17 protein-coding genes and 1 pseudogene are annotated in these 17,990 nt (G+C 55.9%); 9 read left to right on the forward strand and 9 right to left on the reverse strand.

All coding sequences use genetic code 11. The features are described 5' to 3' along the window. The 4 genes from OHL18_RS22165 to OHL18_RS22180 all read left to right on the forward strand — a co-directional run. Window positions 1–361, forward strand: a 361-nt coding sequence (locus OHL18_RS22165) for a site-specific integrase (RefSeq protein WP_263377067.1), incomplete at its 5' end; no start/stop codon positions are given. Between the two features lie 459 nt (window positions 362–820). After that, entirely contained in the window at window positions 821–1,036 is a 216-nt protein-coding gene (locus OHL18_RS22170) for a helix-turn-helix domain-containing protein (RefSeq protein WP_263377068.1), read from the forward strand. A 300-nt stretch (window positions 1,037–1,336) separates the two neighbouring features. Continuing rightward, complete coding sequence (locus tag OHL18_RS22175) at window positions 1,337–1,570, forward strand: helix-turn-helix domain-containing protein (protein ID WP_263377069.1); 234 nt, start codon at window positions 1,337–1,339, stop codon at window positions 1,568–1,570. A 627-nt stretch (window positions 1,571–2,197) separates the two neighbouring features. Then, window positions 2,198–4,015, forward strand: a complete 1,818-nt coding sequence (locus OHL18_RS22180) for a recombinase family protein (RefSeq protein WP_263377070.1) — start codon at window positions 2,198–2,200, stop codon at window positions 4,013–4,015. Window positions 4,016–4,583: 568 nt separating this feature from the next. On the opposite strand, the gene OHL18_RS22185 is transcribed toward OHL18_RS22180, so the two are convergent. Together OHL18_RS22185 and OHL18_RS22190 are read right to left on the reverse strand one after the other, a co-directional pair. After that, the gene (locus tag OHL18_RS22185; RefSeq protein ID WP_263377071.1) at window positions 4,584–5,084 is read right to left on the reverse strand and encodes a hypothetical protein; all 501 of its coding nucleotides are present in this window, start codon (window positions 5,082–5,084) and stop codon (window positions 4,584–4,586) included. Between the two features lie 307 nt (window positions 5,085–5,391). Then, window positions 5,392–5,613 carry a helix-turn-helix domain-containing protein gene (locus OHL18_RS22190; protein ID WP_263377072.1) on the reverse strand — a complete coding sequence of 74 codons (222 nt, stop codon included), beginning with the start codon at window positions 5,611–5,613 and terminating at the stop codon, window positions 5,392–5,394. A gap of 230 nt (window positions 5,614–5,843) precedes the next feature. Here OHL18_RS22190 and OHL18_RS22195 point away from each other — a divergent pair, with 230 nt between their 5' ends. Continuing rightward, a complete protein-coding gene (locus tag OHL18_RS22195; protein ID WP_263377073.1) occupies window positions 5,844–6,719 on the forward strand; it encodes a J domain-containing protein in 876 nt (291 codons plus the stop codon). 106 nt (window positions 6,720–6,825) lie between these two features. On the opposite strand, the gene OHL18_RS22200 is transcribed toward OHL18_RS22195, so the two are convergent. Beyond that, on the reverse strand, window positions 6,826–7,467 hold the full coding sequence (locus OHL18_RS22200) for a hypothetical protein (protein WP_263377074.1): 642 nt from the start codon (window positions 7,465–7,467) through the stop codon (window positions 6,826–6,828). Window positions 7,468–7,694: 227 nt separating this feature from the next. Between OHL18_RS22200 and OHL18_RS22205 the strand changes: the two genes are divergently transcribed. After that, complete coding sequence (locus tag OHL18_RS22205) at window positions 7,695–8,648, forward strand: hypothetical protein (protein ID WP_263377075.1); 954 nt, start codon at window positions 7,695–7,697, stop codon at window positions 8,646–8,648. 227 nt (window positions 8,649–8,875) lie between these two features. Here the strand turns inward: OHL18_RS22205 and OHL18_RS22210 are convergent, their stop codons facing one another. The 3 genes from OHL18_RS22210 to OHL18_RS22220 all read right to left on the reverse strand — a co-directional run bounded on the left by OHL18_RS22210 (window position 8,876) and on the right by OHL18_RS22220 (window position 10,862). Beyond that, window positions 8,876–9,568: a metallophosphatase domain-containing protein gene (locus OHL18_RS22210; protein WP_263377076.1), complete on the reverse strand. Its 693-nt coding sequence runs from the start codon at window positions 9,566–9,568 to the stop codon at window positions 8,876–8,878. A gap of 54 nt (window positions 9,569–9,622) precedes the next feature. Continuing rightward, entirely contained in the window at window positions 9,623–10,264 is a 642-nt protein-coding gene (locus OHL18_RS22215) for a 3'-5' exonuclease (protein WP_263377077.1), read from the reverse strand. A gap of 163 nt (window positions 10,265–10,427) precedes the next feature. Then, the gene (locus tag OHL18_RS22220; protein WP_263377078.1) at window positions 10,428–10,862 is read right to left on the reverse strand and encodes a hypothetical protein; all 435 of its coding nucleotides are present in this window, start codon (window positions 10,860–10,862) and stop codon (window positions 10,428–10,430) included. Window positions 10,863–11,455: 593 nt separating this feature from the next. Between OHL18_RS22220 and OHL18_RS22225 the strand changes: the two genes are divergently transcribed. Beyond that, window positions 11,456–11,908: a hypothetical protein gene (locus OHL18_RS22225; protein ID WP_263377079.1), complete on the forward strand. Its 453-nt coding sequence runs from the start codon at window positions 11,456–11,458 to the stop codon at window positions 11,906–11,908. Between the two features lie 362 nt (window positions 11,909–12,270). Here the strand turns inward: OHL18_RS22225 and OHL18_RS22230 are convergent. The 3 genes and pseudogenes from OHL18_RS22230 to OHL18_RS22240 form a co-directional block, all read right to left on the reverse strand. Continuing rightward, window positions 12,271–13,380: pseudogene (locus OHL18_RS22230) on the reverse strand (IS3 family transposase). A 141-nt stretch (window positions 13,381–13,521) separates the two neighbouring features. After that, on the reverse strand, window positions 13,522–13,689 hold the full coding sequence (locus OHL18_RS22235; protein WP_263377080.1) for a hypothetical protein: 168 nt from the start codon (window positions 13,687–13,689) through the stop codon (window positions 13,522–13,524). A gap of 57 nt (window positions 13,690–13,746) precedes the next feature. Beyond that, window positions 13,747–14,754 (reverse strand): IS110 family RNA-guided transposase, encoded by a 1,008-nt coding sequence (locus OHL18_RS22240; protein WP_263377081.1) that lies wholly within the window; start codon window positions 14,752–14,754, stop codon window positions 13,747–13,749. A gap of 313 nt (window positions 14,755–15,067) precedes the next feature. Here OHL18_RS22240 and OHL18_RS22245 point away from each other — a divergent pair, with 313 nt between their 5' ends. Together OHL18_RS22245 and OHL18_RS22250 are read left to right on the forward strand one after the other, a co-directional pair. Next, the gene (locus OHL18_RS22245; protein WP_263377082.1) at window positions 15,068–16,195 is read left to right on the forward strand and encodes a HEAT repeat domain-containing protein; all 1,128 of its coding nucleotides are present in this window, start codon (window positions 15,068–15,070) and stop codon (window positions 16,193–16,195) included. Between the two features lie 184 nt (window positions 16,196–16,379). Then, window positions 16,380–17,807 carry a hypothetical protein gene (locus OHL18_RS22250; RefSeq protein ID WP_263377083.1) on the forward strand — a complete coding sequence of 476 codons (1,428 nt, stop codon included), beginning with the start codon at window positions 16,380–16,382 and terminating at the stop codon, window positions 17,805–17,807. The last annotated feature ends 183 nt before the right edge of the window (window positions 17,808–17,990 follow it).

The following is a 17,990-nucleotide window of genomic DNA, read 5'->3' on the forward strand; positions in this document are numbered from 1 at the left end:
GAGCACGTCGATGCTGGTCTTCCCTGGGCCAACCGGAAAGCCCAATGGTCACTTCCTTCGATCTCTTAAAACTCTGGCGTTTCGCGCCGGTCTGAACTGCGGGGAGTGCGTCAATAAGACAGGGCATAGCTGCGCCACGACAGCAGTCTGCGCGGAGTGGGGGTTGCACAAGTTCCGGAAGACATTCGCTACGCTTCATAACGATGCAGGCGTCCCCACTTCGACTCTTCGCCTCTGGCTCGGTCATTCAGACCTGGCGACCACAATGCAGTATCTTGCGGCGGCAAACCTGAGATCAGAGCGGACCCGCGGTCAGGTCAACTCGAGCTTCGCTTTCTTTGGTGCTGGTGGTGCGGCATGACCACGGCGATCCCACCTCAATACACCAACGCCGCATTCGCACTACTTTTTGGCATGGCGAGGACTTTCGCACTTTCGCCTCTGCAAAACCCCCATGTCGGATTTGAGGACGTGTCGATTCCGATCAGTAACGGGAGCGGCACCCGGAACGAACTGACGCTTCCGACCTTGCGGACCGTGACTCCTGCTAAGACGACCTGCGGGGAGAAAACTGTCGCCGGTCGTCCATTCTCCTACTCCTCTGATCATGCGGTGAAGAACGACCCCCAGATGTGGGGCGGAGGCTGGGTTACCCTGCTCCTGTTCTCCCCGTCGCGCTCCAGAAGCTCCTCAGTGAGGAGCTTCTTACCGCGCCCTCTTAAATCTAAAAATAAATCGCTCGGATATACGGCGAAAGCGCTCCGCCGAGGTATCGCTTTCTGGATGACTTTTCACGCATCCGCGAAAGGATACCCGGGACATGAGTCTCAGCGAAGAACTACGGGCTCGTCAGAGCTTCCTCACTTCGGTCGAGGTTATGAACCTCCTCCAAACGACACGCGGCACCCTATGCGAGTGGGTTCGGTCGGGGCGTGTTCCCGCCATCCGCTCCGGTAATGCGTACCTCTTCGACCCGCGCGATCTCGCGGATTGGATTGAGGCACGCACCACTAACCACCGCCGGAGCGTGGCATGAGCTACGTCCTGGCAACCGGGCAGCTTAGTGTGGCCGAGCCGATGGAGCTATTGCACCATCTGCTGTTGGGATCGCGCCGATCAGGCCCAAATGCAAAGGCCGTGGCCTCCTCTAATGTGGGCCCAAAATATATTTCCTCAATATGTAGTGAAACGTCTCCGAGTCGGTATCAACTGCAGCTAACCTTTTACGGGTTCGATTAGGAGTCCACGACATGCGCGGCCGAGTTCATTTCTATCCATTAGCGTCTCAACGATCCCGTAAGAATGGCGCGGTAAGCGCCGTTAGGGGGCCAATCCAATGACCCCGGAATACCCCTTACTGGAGTCCATGCTGCGCATCAAGGGACTCACACTGCAGGCGACCTACACCAACTCTGACGTGGCTAGTTTGTTTGACACATCCATCCGCACAATCCAAAACCGTGTCGCCGACGGCACGCTTCACAGCCGCAAGCTGATCGGTACAGCACGCTTTCTGCCCATCGACCTTGAGGAATTCCTCGCAGGGAGCAAGCAGCCTAGCCGCGATTAGCTTCGTGCGGGTTCGCTTGTATTCGGTATATCTCGCCGAACGACGGACTCTGCGCCTGTTACCGATTGCTTCTAAGTTCGGCGTTCAGCTCCGCTTTTTATAGCCATTTTCGAGCACAACAACCATCACTTATGGTCGGGACCGAGCCGCAGCATCTCTGAGAAATGACCTCGATTCCGATCCGCGACCTCTTGTCTTCTCGCAGAGACCTCTCGATTCGGCGAGAGAATTCCCCACCAGCGATTTCAGCTCGGTAGGTTGCGAGTATGGAAAGCATCTCTGAGCGTCCGCACCAATCACCTTCAACTTCAGGGTTCCGGATAGAGCGATCTATGGCAACCCCCTCCCAAAGGTCGCTCATTCCACTACCACCGACGAATGAGACCCGGTCAAAGGTCGTTCCTACGGTCGTCCGCCGCAGCTCCTCACCTCGGATCTCGATTCCAGAGGCAGAAGGCGATGCAGAAGCCATACGTACATTCATGCGCGAGTGCATGGTGCCTATCATGGCACGCCGTTTTCTTCAGGAGCGACGCGGTGAGAGTGAAGACTCGACGGAAGTAAACTCCCGAAAACTTGCTACCGGTGCGGGTGGTAAGGAGGACGGCCTCTAAAGCCGACACAACCATGCATACACAAGAACTCCCGCAGCACTGCACGACCTACCCAACAGCCGGATTGATCCGGTGCGCCGTCTACGCTCGATACTCCTCTAATAAGCAGGATAAGTCTTCGATCGAAGACCAGATTCGTAACGTCAGGCGACTCGCTCAACAGAAGGGCTGGGTCATCCTTGAACAGCATGTTTATATTGACAAAGAGAAGTCAGGCACGACGACTGTCAATCGACCCGGCTTCCAGGCGATGATGGCCGAAGCCAAGAGCGCGGCCAAACCGTTCGATTACATCATCGTGGATGACGTATCCCGCTTCGCCCGTAAGAAGGCAGATTGCTTCCTATATGTCGATATCCTGACCCACCGAAACATCTTCATCTATTTCGTCGAGGAAGGCCTCGACTCAAGCGAACGATCGTTCGAAGAGGGATTTCACAATAAGGCTCAGCAGGCCCAACAGTACTCCAAGTCGCTCTCCTTCAAGGTTAAGCGCGGTAGGGAGGGACGTTTTCTCGCTGGATACAACCCGGGCGGAGGATGTTACGGTTACGACAATGTTCCCGAGGAAGACCTCACTCGGAAGGGCGATTATGGACGTCCGTACGTCGTTGGCGTACGCCAGGTCATCAATCCCGAAACAGCCGACATCGTACGGTGGATCTTTACCTTGTATGCAGCGGGAGTAAGTCTTCGGGACGTCGTCGCAGCGCTGAACGACCGAGGAATTCATCCTCCCCAGAATCCACGTAAGTGCGGAGGTCACTCATGGTCGAAGACTGGAATCCGCGAGATGCTCCGTAACGAACGGTATCGCGGAACGACGATATGGGGACGTTCCGAGCAGAAGCGCGATCCAGAAACCGGGAAGATGACGACCTTCAAAGTCCCAGAATCTCAGTGGCTTAGGCAAGACCACCCTGAGCTCCGCATCGTCTCAGACGAACTCTGGAATCAGGTACAGGAGCAGTTCGCACGCGCCACAACGGGTTTGGGCGTACAGCGCAAAGGAGGTATGACTCGGACGGAAAACGCTCGCCGCTACCTCTTCTCTGGCTTGCTGAAATGTGGTGTCTGCGAAGGGCGCATGAACATCACGAGTAACAAACCCGCCCGCTATGGCTGTGTTGCCCACCGTGATCGATTGACCTGCTCAAACAAGACCACGATCCGGGTCGATTTGCTCGAGTCTGCCTTCCTGTCAGCTCTTACCGTGCAGCTCACCTCGACGAGTCTTCGCGACGAGATGGTTCGAGAACTCCTCGAACAGGTCAACTCGACCAAGATGCGCCGAAGTCTCGAACAGGCCACCGTGGAGAAAGAACGATTGGGGCTCGTCGAAGCCAGAAGAGTCTTGCTAGGCGAACAGGCCAACCTCCTGGCGGCGATCAGGGCAAATGGGCATTCAAGATCTCTACTCGCGGATCTGGATTCAACGGAGGTACGGATCGACCGCATCAACGAGAGGCTGGATGGCATGATCGAGACGACGCTACCCGACTTCAGCGAGGAAGAGATACGCAGCTTCCTGGATAAGAATGCCCAGTCGTTCTTGGATCTCTTATCCGGTGAGCCAGAGTTCGTGCGTAACGAACTCCAGAAGAGGATGTCTCCAATCACCCTGACACCTGACACGGAAGAGGGACGATTCGTGTATCGCGCAACCGGCGGTGTAAGTCTCTTTTCCAGCCCTGTGGGTGTATTGCAGGGCAATCCGGTCCACCCAATTGCCCTGCAATACACCACTCCTATCTCCTTTGCAATCAACCGAAAGGAGAGGTCATCCGTGATCCGCGATGCTTCGCCCTCGCGCATGCAGGTCGCGGCATAGGCGACAAGAACCTCGGGGACAGCGAAGACTGGGCAGACCAGCGACTGGTGCGGGGGCCTCTTCTAACGACCGATGCCTCGATCAGCGTTGGTCAACTCGCCTCCTCGTGGTCGGCATGGGAACTGAGGCTGGGTGCGAGGTGGCGAGTTGGTAGCCTTGGTAAGAAGGCGATGGCTCGTTGCGTGTTTGACCCTTCGCACAGGGGGGTGTCGGCTGCATTGACCGATCCCTAATGAGGAGTAGGTAGGTGTCACGGTGACTGTGGTTCTCGAACGGACGTCGACGCTGGGCTCAGATGGCCGTTTGCATTTGAAGCGCCAATCGTGGCAAACATTTGACCGGCAAAGTTGAGCTCGTCCACCCATATCTCTGACATTAACGAACCGAGAACCTATCTCCGCGATGCCCGCAAGGCGATGGCAAAAAGAAGCTCCTCCGCGAGGAGCTTCTAAGCCGCTCATTAGGTGGCCGTGGCGTCTCGGAAGAAAGCTGACAGCAGGTCTTGGAAGGAGAGTCGCGCGAGCAATGATCGGACAGCCAATGGAGCTCCCGGCGTGGATCGTCTATCTTAACAACCCTCAACGCTTGTTATCGACAACACCTCGAAGATTGATTGCAGATCGTTTGAGTCGCCATCCTTCATCATCTCTTGGAAACCGATGCAAGCCAGCATGCCATCAGCGTTATGCGTGTTCATCTCATCTATGGAGTAGAAGTCGTTGCCGCACCAAAGACAGAACCCAACGATCGGCTCGCCGTCACCATCTTTGAACACTGCGCTCTGTCCCGCAAGCGTGTCCTCGGTCCTTGTGGGACTACTGCTAGCTGCGGCCATCTGTTTGAGTTGCTCGTCCCGATGTTCGGGGCAGGCAAGTAACTCGACGGGGCATTCACTGTGATCTCCCTCTGACATCGGCACCTGATGGACCTGGCACATACAGAGCGATGGTTCTGATCCGCCTGTGAGCGAACGCTGAGCAGTCCCTGCGCATTCCCATGTGTGCCCAGCGTAATCGCAGAAGTGGGAGTGTTGCGTTGCTTCCTTTGATCCAACGATGTTCAACTTCACGTCTCCCTCGATCATTGCCGATATTGTCAGTCTAGTTGGGCCGCAGGGCATGCCACGAGCATGAGCTGCAGATGATTCGCTTTGGACACTGCTGATCGGAGCTACGGCCTTTCTGTAACCTCATTCAACAGACCTCAGTCGCTGCTCTAAAGTCGAGGCTCAGACCAGATGGCCGTAGTCAAACGCGTCTCCACCAAAGAAACCGGAGAGGCGTGCGGATCCGATCCATACTCTCATCCCGCCTGAGCGTTGGTCACTTGCGAAGAGCTCGCTGCGGATGTTGCTACAGCACTGATAGCAGATCCTCTCAGTGCTTGATGGCCTTCAGCAGCTCCGAGGGTTGGGTATCGAGCGCAGCGGCGATCCTCTCCAGTGCCCTCAATCCAATCTCGCGCCTTCCGAGCTCAAGGTCGCAGATATGTGTTTTGCTGAGTTCGGCGTGAGCAGCGAGATCAATCTGTCTCCAGCCGCGAGCTCTGCGCAACGACTTGATGCGCTTGCCGAGCTGAAGACAGATGTCGGTTGCCATGCCTTCAGCATCCGGTTATGCTGAGAGCTCGAATTCAGGCATACGCGAATCATCAAGGAAGAGGACGCAACATGTGCAACAAGTGCAAAGGCAATGGGCGTTGTCCTCAGTGCTCCGGGACCGGCAAGACCGGCTATCCAGGCTATGGCCCCATCGGTAATAGAACCAGTTGCACGTTCTGTTCAGCATCAGGTATCTGTTCCAAATGCCACGGTAAAGGGAGCGTGTAGATGTCCGTGATCGACTGGCTGTGGGAGCATTCCATCCTCATACTCCTAGGGATTCTGTTGATATGGATCTTCGTCATAATCGTAAACAGTCTGTGGGCCAACTCAGTTGGGACCTGGAGACGCGGACAACTAAGGGCCTCATGCCCGCCTGAAGTCGCTCGTCTCGCAGAGTATGCAAGCAGTTATACATGTGGACTACGGATCGCTCAGGATCTGGGACGCCTAGCCTCAGACGACGGGCTTGAAAGGGTTAGCCCAGCGAAAATCATCCTCACGGACCTTGTCAAAATCCTGGGCCATCTCGCAGATGATTCAGCAGGTCTTTCTTGGAAGCAGGTTGAATTGATTCACGCATTCGGTGCGGCCAGTTTCGACTCAGAAATTGCGACGATGCCCGAGTATCTAATCGTGAACTTTGCGAAAACCTCAACGAGCGAAGACTCGGGCGACGCACAAGTATTGAGACTATTGGCAGCGATGGAGCATCCCGACCGGCATAGCCTGCGTGACATGTACATCGATTTTGCGAACATCGCCGCTGAAGGCGACTCGGAACGGCTTGCGGAGCTCATCAAGGAGATCCGAGATGCTTCAAGGACGAAGCGCGAGTTGGTCAATGACCATATTGAAGGGATGAAGAGCCAAATTGCCAACCTAGAGGAGGAGCTCCACGAAGGATATCGTGAAGTCTTAGGTATAACCGCAGACAGCTCTAATTCGGAAATCAAGGCCGCGTATCACCGCCAGGTAGTGCTTTGGCATCCTGATCGGCTGGAGGGGATGGCTCCTGAACTGCATGCGGCTGCGACGGAAAGACTGAAGGAGATAAATGAGGCCTACGAATGGGCGTCTGGGAGTTTTGAGGTGAGAAATTGAGAGGACCTGTGCGATCTCAGTCGTATGCGTCTCATTGCTTTGGTCAAAGTGAATGTCCGGAATACCTGAGGGTCGTTCTCCAGAAGCTGGAGCCACCCGTTCTGACCTAGTTCGGCGAGTACGGGTCGATCTCTCTCTCGAGCTCCTCTTTCGAGAGCACCCACCGCCAGAGTAGTGCAGTGATTGACTCTTGGTAGGTGACGCCTTCAATGCTCATCCGATCAGGCTGCGGCTCAGCCTGAATTACTTCCGTGTTCGGTGATACGCTGCTCGAGTCCTGGTTCCAGAACAGATTCGCTAGCGGCTCGTAGAACAGATCGAAGTCGCCCAGGAAGTCGCCTGCAAGTCTGTCATTCTCCCAATAGAGACCGTGCGAGAGAGGAGTAATAGCTTCGATGTCGAAACAGGCCACGATTGACGGCTTGTCTGGACGACTTGGGCTCCGAAAGAACAGTGGAACACAGAAGCAGAGATGGTTTGGGATTCCGGTTGGATCGGGGTTTGAGTAGGCAACAAGCAGGTAACGTGTTGCACGTCTCCCAGCATTGGGGAAGTCGAGGGCGGGACTTATATGGTAGGCCCATTGATGGGAGCCATGATTCAGTGATGCCAGCGATCGAACGATCTCGAAGAAGTCGACGCACCTGTCGCAATCGAGCGTTCCATAGCGTTCCTTTCTCGTGGCGAAGGCCGCGAGCGACGCTAGAAAGGCATCGATGATTTTAGGGTTTGATGTGGGGCCGTCCATAATTTTCTCCTCGGTTACGTCGCGGTTTTAGCGTCGGTGCGTTCCATCTTCCCGAGGCCGTGTCCTTGGTTCTCGGGAGTTCACGGAAACAACTGTCGCCCTACTGATAAGCTGCACCGCTGACGCGGCTTTTGGGGAATCTGACGGCGTTTTCTGTTGCCTCCACCAGGGAATCTTGGCCTAATGTTCCTCCCCAGCGACGTTGCGGGCGAGGAGCGGGTTAGCACGTGCGCGTCTCCTTGAGAGGCCGAGGTGTCACGCCTGAGGTACTTAAAAAAGCCTCAGAGATAAAGGGTGAAACCGCTACCAGGAGGTATCAACGTTCGGAAACACCCGCACCACATCAGTACGTGATTCAGGAGATCCCGATGATAGTTGACGAAGCCATAACAGCAACCCTAACCAGTCTTCCCACCAACGCTGCCAGTCTGAGATCCGCGATCATACCGGTCTTGCCTCAGGTGGAGGCCAAATCAGGACCCCCTCTCTCGCCCAACATGGCGCAGTCTCAGGACGGCGGAGCCGATGCGATTACGCCCACACATCCTTCAGTCACTTCTGGGTCGGAGAAGACGAGCGGCAACGCCAAACTCGACATCGGCCAGGAACATCCTCAGCGAACGTCTCTCCGGAGACCTGTCCCCGATGCAGGGGCAGCAGCGAAACGGTACCAAAAGAAAATGGCTCGTCTATCCGCCAATCTTCCCCCCGTTGGAACTCGCTCTCCTCGCATCAAACAGCAGGAGTTGTCCGACGAAGAGTTGGGTTTCCTGAAGACAATCGACGATCTCTGGTCCGAGCACAAAGAAAAAGCCGCCACTGTTCGCGGTGGTCGCGCGGAACTCAACGGTCTCAAGATGAGACTTGGCGAGCAGTTCTCTCAGTATAAAAAGCTGCTCGTCGGAACTGGTCGTGACGGCCAATGGTCCAGGTTCCTTCGGGGACGAGGAATTGCGAAGTCGACTGCCGATCGGTACGTTCAGAGATGGGATGCTGCGCAGTTACCCCAGCCGGAAAAGCTCCTCACTGAGGAACGTCCTCTTCCCAGCAGAGAAGACATCCTCGCCTTCGTCAAGAAGCTCAAGCCGCAGCTAATGCGGAAACTGAGGACGCCGGACGCGGCTTCTATCTTCCTTGCCGAAATTGCGATAGTCGTGCGGGCGCTCCCCGCTGACAAGTAGAGCCCAGCGCACTGCCGCCGAAGGGCGCACCGAGCGGCGGTGCGCTGTCTCTTCTTGATGTCCCTATGAGAGTTGTGACTTGTCGACGAACGGTAGTCAGCGATTTGAATCCGGCAAGTGACAGGCTCACATCGGTTGGTCGGGTTCGCCAGACTAGTGCTGCTTGCACCGCCGTGACGGCTTCGCGCTCCGTCACATGCGTCATCTCCTTTGTTGATCTGTCGAGGTCATCGCTCATCCCTACCGCTCTGCTTGATTTGCAGCACTACCGGAGGATGCGCGATACTCCCATCGAGTCCCAACAACGCAGCGTTTACGAAGAGAGTGTTGTCGCTGCTCGTCATTCCATAAGTTCCGTGGACATGGCCGAAAACATGCAGCCTCGGCTCTTTCTGACGCACCGCCTCAAGAAGCTCCTGGCAGCCTGTATGGATCGATGCTCCGAGAGGAACGTCGAGGATGCCGTAGGGTGGCCCATGCGTGACAAGCACGTCGACATCCGCTGGGATGGAGGCGTAGAGCTTCCTTCGATCCGCAGTGAGGCTCATTCCGAATGCGCCTCCATAAAGGGATGTCGTCGGCGAACCCCATATGCGCAACCCCTTGATCTCGATGCCTTCGTTGATCAGTACTGAGGCGTTTGTAATACGCTGGGATGCCAACCTCGCATCCTCCAGGTAGTAGTCGTGATTGCCAGGCACAACCACCTTGAAGGGATGTGGAAGCTCACCCAACCAGGAGTCGAAATGGGCGATGGCGGATGCACTTCGACTCATCATCGTGAAATCGCCAGCATGAATGAGTATGTCTCCATAAGGGACGTCGAGTTCACGGTGAAGCTCATGGGTATCGGCTATGCAGACGATCGTAAGAGCTCGGCTGCGAGCTTTCGACAAAGGTGTACGTTTCCTGAGGCTCACGATGTTTAGACTTTCTCACGGCTGGCCGTGTTGACCACTATCTCAACGCGCGGGCTATTTCAGACTCGCTGCTAGCTTCTTAGTAAAGTCAGAGACTTCAGACACTGCGTCGCTTGGCATTGTGGCGGCATGAGGGATAGATGGCCGGACTCTTCTCAAGAGCTCCGCGTGGACCCGAGCCGCATTTCTTGCATCTGGGAGCGCACCATGAACGATGCCATCGAAGGGCAACCCCAGCATCTGGACCGCATTTCTCAGGCTTACGTTTAGCTCGGTCAGGAAGAGGTCGCCGAACATCCATGCTAGATCAACTGGGCGCTCAAATGGATTTCGATGCCGCTCGTGATGGCACGCTTCAGCGAGCATCTTGAAGTCGTTTCCCCATGAGCAACATGGCATCCCGGCCAATTGAAACGTATCCGCGATCGTCATAAGCACCTCGAGCAACGGCCTGCCGGAGAGGATATCCTGCCGGGTGATACCGGTGAGCTGTTCGCACTCAGCGCTCAGTCCCCACCGCCGGGGTCGAACGAAGTACGACGCTTCCTTGATCAACGACAAGGTGACGAGATCCATCTCGACTACTCCTATCTCGATAATCTCCTGCCGAAGGCCGGGAGGAGGCGGGGAGTGCCAGCACAGCCATTCAAGGTCGATGTATACGGCGCGGGTATGCTGCGTGGTCGGGTCGATCACTATGGGTATTCTCCTGATTTCAAGTGAGGCACTCTAAAAGTGGTCCATTCCGAGGCCATGCGCTGAGCGTGGCCCCGAGCCTGGCTAGACTGTGTGAAACGACGTCCAGCCAGGTAGTCAGAGACGTTTATGATCGCTCGGACGGCTGATTAAAGAGACTTGGTCAGTTAGTCCTTCGACTCACACAACCTTCCCTTCGGACTAATTTGGATCTGTAGACTAGGTCACGGGTGTAGACGAGAGAGAGAACTTCATCGTCGCTTGCGTCTGGATGAGGGAGGCCCAACACACCGGTCTCGACGCCGTTCCCTCGGACGACCCAATCGTTCAGATCGTCATCGAACTCGACAGCGGCGATGATGTCGGGGCAAATGTGCTGCTCGATCTCCCCGCTGCCGCTTTGGCGGAAGAGATGGGTGTCGACTTGATAGCGTCGGAACTCTGCGAGGGTGCCGAGAGCGCCGTCGTTCCATACGAGGAGAATCGGTGGAGTTTGAGATGGGTCGTCACCCCGCTCCCACGTAGCAATCAGGCGGCGAAACTCAGGGTTGAAGTCTACGGTTGGCGGCGTGGGCGGAACGTTCTGCTGCTGGTTCATGGTTTTTCTTCTCTCTAATTCAAAGTAAAGGGTTGTCACTCAGATAAGGGTCGAACCATAGGCACGAGGCTTTCGCAATCCCGCCACAGGTCCTTCCGATCTCTTTGCTTCATCCCCTTCACTTACAACCTGCACCGCCGGAACGCTCGCTGGGGAATTTGATTGCACCTTCTTGCGTCTATGACGAACGGCTCTGTCCTGGAGCGTATCCAACCCCTAACGCGTCTAACCTGCTCACTGAGGAGCTCCCGATTGAAGACATCACCCCCTTAGTCAGGGAGGTAGAGCCGCAGATGACCCACGAGTTGAAGTGACAGAATGTCCTCCTCTGTCACCTTCTCTGAACTCGCGCCGGCGCTGTATCCGCCACCATCGGCAAGTAACACTCAGTGCACTGTCGTCGAAGGACTTCCCAAACGAGGGTGCGCGATTCCAACTTATCCGCTGTTCTTCGACTGATTTCTCGCCCTGTCAGCAATCAACGCTCACGTGGACGGCTGAGCGCCCCCACTTGTTCGCAAATACTGCCTGGCGAGGCAATGTGCTTGTAATATGCTGCTGTTTGGATTCGACTCCGCGACTTGAGAGGCACGATGGAATTTGATTTGCTAGTGGCACTTCCAGAACTTTTGCCGAGCGCAATCGCGTGGGCGGAACTACAGTCGCGGAGGGTGACTGAAGAAGGCGATCCTCTGGGCGAATCGGATCAATCGATGGCGGGGGAGGTAGGCGTGCGAAGACCTGAACTGATCCGCGTGATGCTAGTCGATCGAATTCCCATGCCAGATAATTCTTTTCTAAAGAGAGCCGCTATTGAGACCGATCTGCTTGGTCCCCATACGGCAGGCCTAACACTCGGGCACAGCATTCTCATTGTGAAAGAAGCAATGAATCTGCGGATTTTATCTCATGAGTGTCGGCATGTTTATCAATATGAGCGGTATGGTTCGATTCGGGCGTTCCTGCCGATCTACTTGCGACAAATCGCCACTGTCGGCTATGCCGATGCCCCGCTCGAGCTTGATGCCCGAGCCCATGAACGGTAGGCAAAGGCCAGAAAGTCCGAAAAGAGGCGGTCGGGAAACCGAATGCCATAAAGAAGCACGGGCGGCTTGAAACGGCTAAAGGGAAGTTCACGTGCGCACCATAGCGTCTTCTGAAGGCTGACGTCGGTGCGGTACCGGTCCAGTGAAGTGAGACGCAGCAGCAGAGTATGAATCTGTGATCGTCGCGCCTTGGGTTAAGCATTAGGTTACTTTGGTGGGCGAGAATGGCGGAGCAATCAGCGCGTTCAGCACCGCTTGCTTCTGGTCTGCTCGATGTTTTGTACCAGTTGGATCGCTAGTGTAGCGCATTGATGAAGGGCCCAGCATTTCTATACCAAGGTCAGAGTTAGTCTTCGACCGGTTTAGGTTCCAGCCAGTACGCGGCTAGCCGCGTACTGGCTGGCGAACTCGCTTGGCGTCCTGTCCGCGAGAGATGCGTGAGGACGACNCATTATATTCGCGTCTCCAGGCTTCGATCAGATGCTTTGCCTCCTTCAGATTCATGAACCAGTGGGTGTTCAGGCACTCGGCGCGGAAGGTCCCATTGAAGCTTTCTACGAAGGCGTTGTCAGTCGGCTTGCCGGGCCTTGAGAAGTCGATCTTTGCCCCGTTCTGATAGGCCCACAAGTCCATGGCGTGACTGGTGAACTCGCTGCCGTTATCACAGAACAACACCTTGGGGACGCCACGGTCGAGTTTCATCTTGTTCAGAGTGCGCACCACGTCGTCGCCCTTCAAGCTCTGACCAACCTCGATCGCCACTGCCTCCCGCGTATAGACATCGACGATGGTCAGGGAACGGAAGCGGGTGCCGTCCTGTAGTTGGTCCGCCACGAAGTCCATACTCCATGCCTCATCCGGCGCGGTTGGCTTAACCTTCTCTTCGCGCAGACGAGCGGCCTTGCGCTTGCCAGCCGGCTTCATACGCTTCAGCATCAGCCCTTCTTCCTTGCACAACAGGTACACCAGATACTTACCAACATCCCAGCCTTCGCGGTTCAACAGAACCCGGATCTTGCGGTATCCATAGCGCACTCGTGCTTGAGCGATCTCACGGATACGCATCCGCAGTTCCGTTCGTGGATCGAGGCAACTCCGATAGCGATACGTTCCGCGCGTGACGCACAGAACACGGCAGGCATGCCGTTCGCTCGCGCCATAGCTGCTCATCAACCGATCGACCATCGGTCCACGCCGCGAAGGCTTCACCATTTTTTTGAGAGCACATCCTGCAACATCGTCTTGTCCAGACTCAGCTCCGCTACCAGCTTCTTCAGCCGCAGGTTCTCCTCCTGGAGCTGTGCCATCTGACGAACCTGGTCCACCTCTAACCCAGCGTATTTCGACTTCCGTCGATAGAAGGTCTGCTCACTGATCCCAGCCTTCCGGATCAACTCCGCAACAGGTACACCCACCTCCCCCTGCTTCAACACACCAATCATCTGTTCCACAGAAAAGCGCTTCTTCCTCATCCAAAATCCTCCCTTTCAGGTCAGGTTTTGGTCGAAGACTAACATTTCATCTGGTCCAAAAATACCGAGGCCGATCACACTAGCGCAATGATACCGCCCCATTATGCATGATAAAGGACATTGTTCTGAGAAGAGGCGGCTCTACTCGACCGCGAACGTGTTGTAGCCAAGCTTCTTGAGGCAGCGTAGATGATGCTGGGCCCGCTCGATATCGCGGTCTTCCCGCGTGATCGAAGTATCTTCTCGGTATGGCTTCTTCGCTGATAGAACAGCGTGGATGGTCTTGAGCAGCGTGTGTCCGAGTGCCACGATGGCACGCTTGTTTCCGCATCGAGCTCTGAGCGCGTGATAGCGCGACTGCAGCCTTTAACCTTTGCGATTGGTGGCGGCCCATGCACTCTGCGTCAGCGTGGTCTTGAGCCAGACGTTTCCCCTGTTCGTACGAACGCTCTTTTTGACGCCAGCACTCTCGTGGTTGGACGGGCAGAGCCCGGCCCAAGAACTGAGTTGCGCTGCCGTCGGGAACTGTTCCATGTCAGCGCCCACCTCCGCGAGGATGCTGGCGGCAGATTCTTCCTTGATGCCTGGGATACTCTGCAGCAGATGGAACGCTTCGGCAAGTGGAGGGTCTTCCATGCGCCGTCGGATTTCGCGGTTGAGCGCTTCCACCTCTTCATCGAGGAACTCTAGATGACGAAGAGCATGCCGGATGAGGAAGCGCTGATGTTCACTCAACCGATGGTCGGCTACGGAAGCTGTGATCTGTGGGATCTTCTCTCGAGCCTTCTTCTTGGCCAGATCGGCGATCTGCTCAGCGGTCATCTGACCATCAAGAAGCGCTGCCAGCATCAGTCTGCCAGACACACAGAAGACGTCGGAGAGTACGTCACCGAGCTTGACGTTCGCATCTTCAAGGACCTTCTGCACCCGATTTCGCTCTCGCGAGTTTTCACCGATCAGCTGCCTTCGGCGACGCGTAAGGTCTCGTAGCTCACGGATGGCAAGCGGCGGGATGAAGCTCGGCCGGATCATGCCGTGACGCAGCAGATGAGCAAGCCACCGGCTGTCGTTCGGATCGGTCTTGTGGCCGCGCCTGTTCTGTACGTCGGCAGCGTTCGCAAGGATGACCTGAACGTGGGCTTCCAGCAGGTTGAAGACCGGCTTCCAGTAGCTCCCGGTGCTCTCCATCACCGCATGAGTACACCCCTCGGCTTCCAGCCAAGTAGCGAGACGCTGCAGCTCGCTGACGATCGTCCCGAACTTCCTGATCTGTGTGCGGGGTTCGCCTTGAGCTTCGCCTGTCATGACGCAGACCACGACGAACTTCTTGCCTACATCGATGCCGGCGCATCGCTCCAAAACCGCTTCGATCATCCACTCCTCCAGTGCGGACAAGCAGCCGGTGGCGAGTTGGGCATATTGTTCTACGGGCTCAGAAGAGGCACCAGTCAGGGGTACGTGAGCCGCCGGCGGGTCAGATTATCATTCGGGGTCAAACCACCAATAAGTCCGCGACCCTTTACCTGTTCGCACCTGAAGTCTGCAGCAATCCGCCGCTCAGGTCAACGAAACCCTTCTCATCCTCAGGTGCGGCCGCACCGCGGCCATCGATGATTATCATGCGTGAAAAGCTGTCTCTCTATAAGGGCCTAACCCGAAGGGATATGATTGGGCCGTGAGATCCCGATTGATCCTCGCTGGTCTGTGGCTTTTAGGGTCAGTCGCCGCGTCTGGGCAGCTCACGGGGCAGTTCTATTTGGAGAAGACGTTTTTTGCTCGCTGGGAACCGATCTTCCTCTACTACCGGATCACGAACGATGGACGGGAAGCCGTAGAAATCATCAACACTCGTAACCCGGAACAACCGGGCTGCTCTGGCCACTCCATAAGGGTCTCAAGTGATCCGAGTCCTACATCTGTGGGATGTGTATCTAACGGCCCACTTGCACAGCCGAGAACGCTGCGCCCCGGCGAGTCATATACGGAACGGTTCTTGCTGAACTTTTCTCATGAAATCAATCTCCCCGGCGACTACTGGGTAGAGGCCAAGCACTCCGGTATGTGGAATAAAACCGCAGGAGATTCGGACGTAAAGCTGCGTTTTCATATCGGAGAGGATACTGTCGCACCGAATCAACTTCAGTCGTTGCTTGATGCCCTGCATTCAACCGACCGAGAGAAGCGGATAGAGGCTGCCAGGATCTTGGCGAGTCTAGCTCCTCCGTCGCTGGAGAATGCCCTGTTTGGCTTCGCCAACGAACCCGAGTTTAGAAGATATGCTCCCCTTGCATTTCACCGCCTAAACACGACGAGAAGCATGGAAAAGATGGCCGAGCTGATGCAGGGGCCAGCTACGAATGAGCAACTTGAGGCGGCTCAATATCTGGCCGATACCCACGATCAGCGGTGGTATCCCCTGTTGCGTGACGCAGCCGTAAAGAACGCCCAAAATAGTTCGTTCCCCGAAGATGCGGCAGAGCTTGGGGGCGATAAAGCGCTTCCTATGTTGGTCACCCTTGCGCGGAGTCCAGACCGGGAGTTCACTGCTGGCAACGCGATTATGGCGATGGGAGCCACTGGCTCTCGCGACGCAATCCCGGTGTTGCTGAATTATCTGAACAGTCCAGACATCAACATAAGCGATCGCGCTTCATACGCATTGCACGTCCTGACCCACCATAGCGTTGCACAGGATCAGACGAACCGTAACCGGCGAACTGAAGCCGCCGAGTGGTCCGAGTGGTGGGAACGCGAAGGCAGCACCGCACGAATATATAAGGCCTCAGAATTTGAGGAGGATGTCCCACTGCAGTAGGTGTTCGGGGGCTAGGGGTGACCGGCTGGAGCACTTCAGCCGGTCAGCGGCGGCGAGATGCGTACTCATCTGAAACGGTGGTTTCAGACAGTACAAAGGGTGGGCCGACCAGGAGATATCATCCAGCTGCTGCCGCAACCTAGGCTACTAAGGACAAGCACGTAGCTTTTTGGAGCTAATCAGAATGAGCGTCGTTGAATTGCTACGGCAGTCGCGAAAACAGGCTGAGAGTGCAGCGCCTTTAGTACGGGCAGCGGCAAAACTGCGTATCGCACGGGTCGAAGCCGTTGCCGATCGCGCTAAGGGACGGATCACGCTGGAAATGGCGCTGGAAGAGATCGGCACATTGCCAGAGCCAGAACGCTCAGTTTTGTTTGATCACGCCCGGGTGTTTGCAGCAGCGGTTGAGCCTTCATTATTGCCTGGCATACCAGAGGAATCGACAGCTCCCCAAGGACATACCGGATGGATGCTGGGGAAAACGATGCTGGAGCATGGGCATGCTGAAGCCGCACGTCAGTTTGTCCTGCAGGATGGGCCTGCAGAATCCTTTCCCTTTCTCTTCGCAATGAACATACTTCACGACTGCGAGGATCAGACGCAACGTTTGGCAGTGATGCGGAAGGCTGTCAAAGCATGGCACGAGACAAAAGAACGCGAGTTCCTTAAGCTTTTCGGAAGGTACTGGACGGTGGTGCCTGCTATAGAAGCTTTGTCAATTCTGCACTCCGTTGTTGAATCTACCCTGAACGATTCGGAATGGCCAATGCAGGGCTCTTTCGACAATGGGTTGCTGTTATTTACGTCGGGTCGGGAGTTCATGCTCTTTGAGATCCTCCATATCTTGCGACCCCTGGACCCTACACTTGCGGCAGAGCTGATTGCGACGCATGAGCAGTTGGCGGCGGGTGCGCGACGTTATCCCAATGGATGGGATTCGATTCAGCAGGAAGCAGAAGAAGAGCAGAAGCGCCGCAAGCTTGAAGGGGGGCCGACCTGCGGCGGTCGTGCTTATATCGGCTCCGGCGCTTCACAGGATATCGCCTTCCAGTTCGCATTGCAGGACGGAGACTTTGACCGCGCTATGGAGCTTGCCCAGGAGCTATATCGGGAGGATACCGATATAGAAGCACCAAACTTTGCTCCCAAAGTGCTGTGGCCTTCGGCGGCAAGATTCCGCAGCGTTCTCTACCATGCTGGTAGACGGAGGGGACTTGAAAAGCGGGATTTGCTGGCGCGAGTTCCCGATGAAGACCTGCAATTGCTGGCTCGTATTGAGTTCGCAGCTGCGGTGGCCGGACTGACGGAGATGCCTAATTCCTCTCGGCGTCAGACTAAGGTGCAACATGGTCGACTTCGGGGCAAGGTGCGGCGTTTACCTGAGGCGGACGGCCCAGCCATGATCGTTGATGGGGCACCTGTGCGGTGTCCGGAGTGTCAATGGCGTCCTAAAACAGGCAACGTGTGGGGTTGCCGCTGCGGAAATGTCTGGAACACATTCACCTCGCGCGGACGGTGCCCCGCTTGTTCGTATCAGTGGCCTGTGACGCAGTGCATGCAATGCGGGAAGGTGTCCCCCCATGAAGACTGGTATGGAGAAAAAGAGGCTTAGCCCCCATCGGCGCTTTCTTATTTCTCCAGCACCGAGCTGCGGTTTGGAGGAGAGGTCTCTATGCTCGTTCCAAGCTATGGCTGCTCTGCGTTACCCACGACAATGTAGATTGTCGGGGGTAAAGCCGTGCTACGCTGATTGCAGCCCAATCGAGTTCGGCAGCTCAATTGTGCAACAGCCTGT

The sequence above is a fragment of the Granulicella aggregans genome, assembly GCF_025685565.1.
Taxonomy (GTDB): Bacteria; Acidobacteriota; Terriglobia; order Terriglobales; family Acidobacteriaceae; genus Edaphobacter; species Edaphobacter aggregans_B.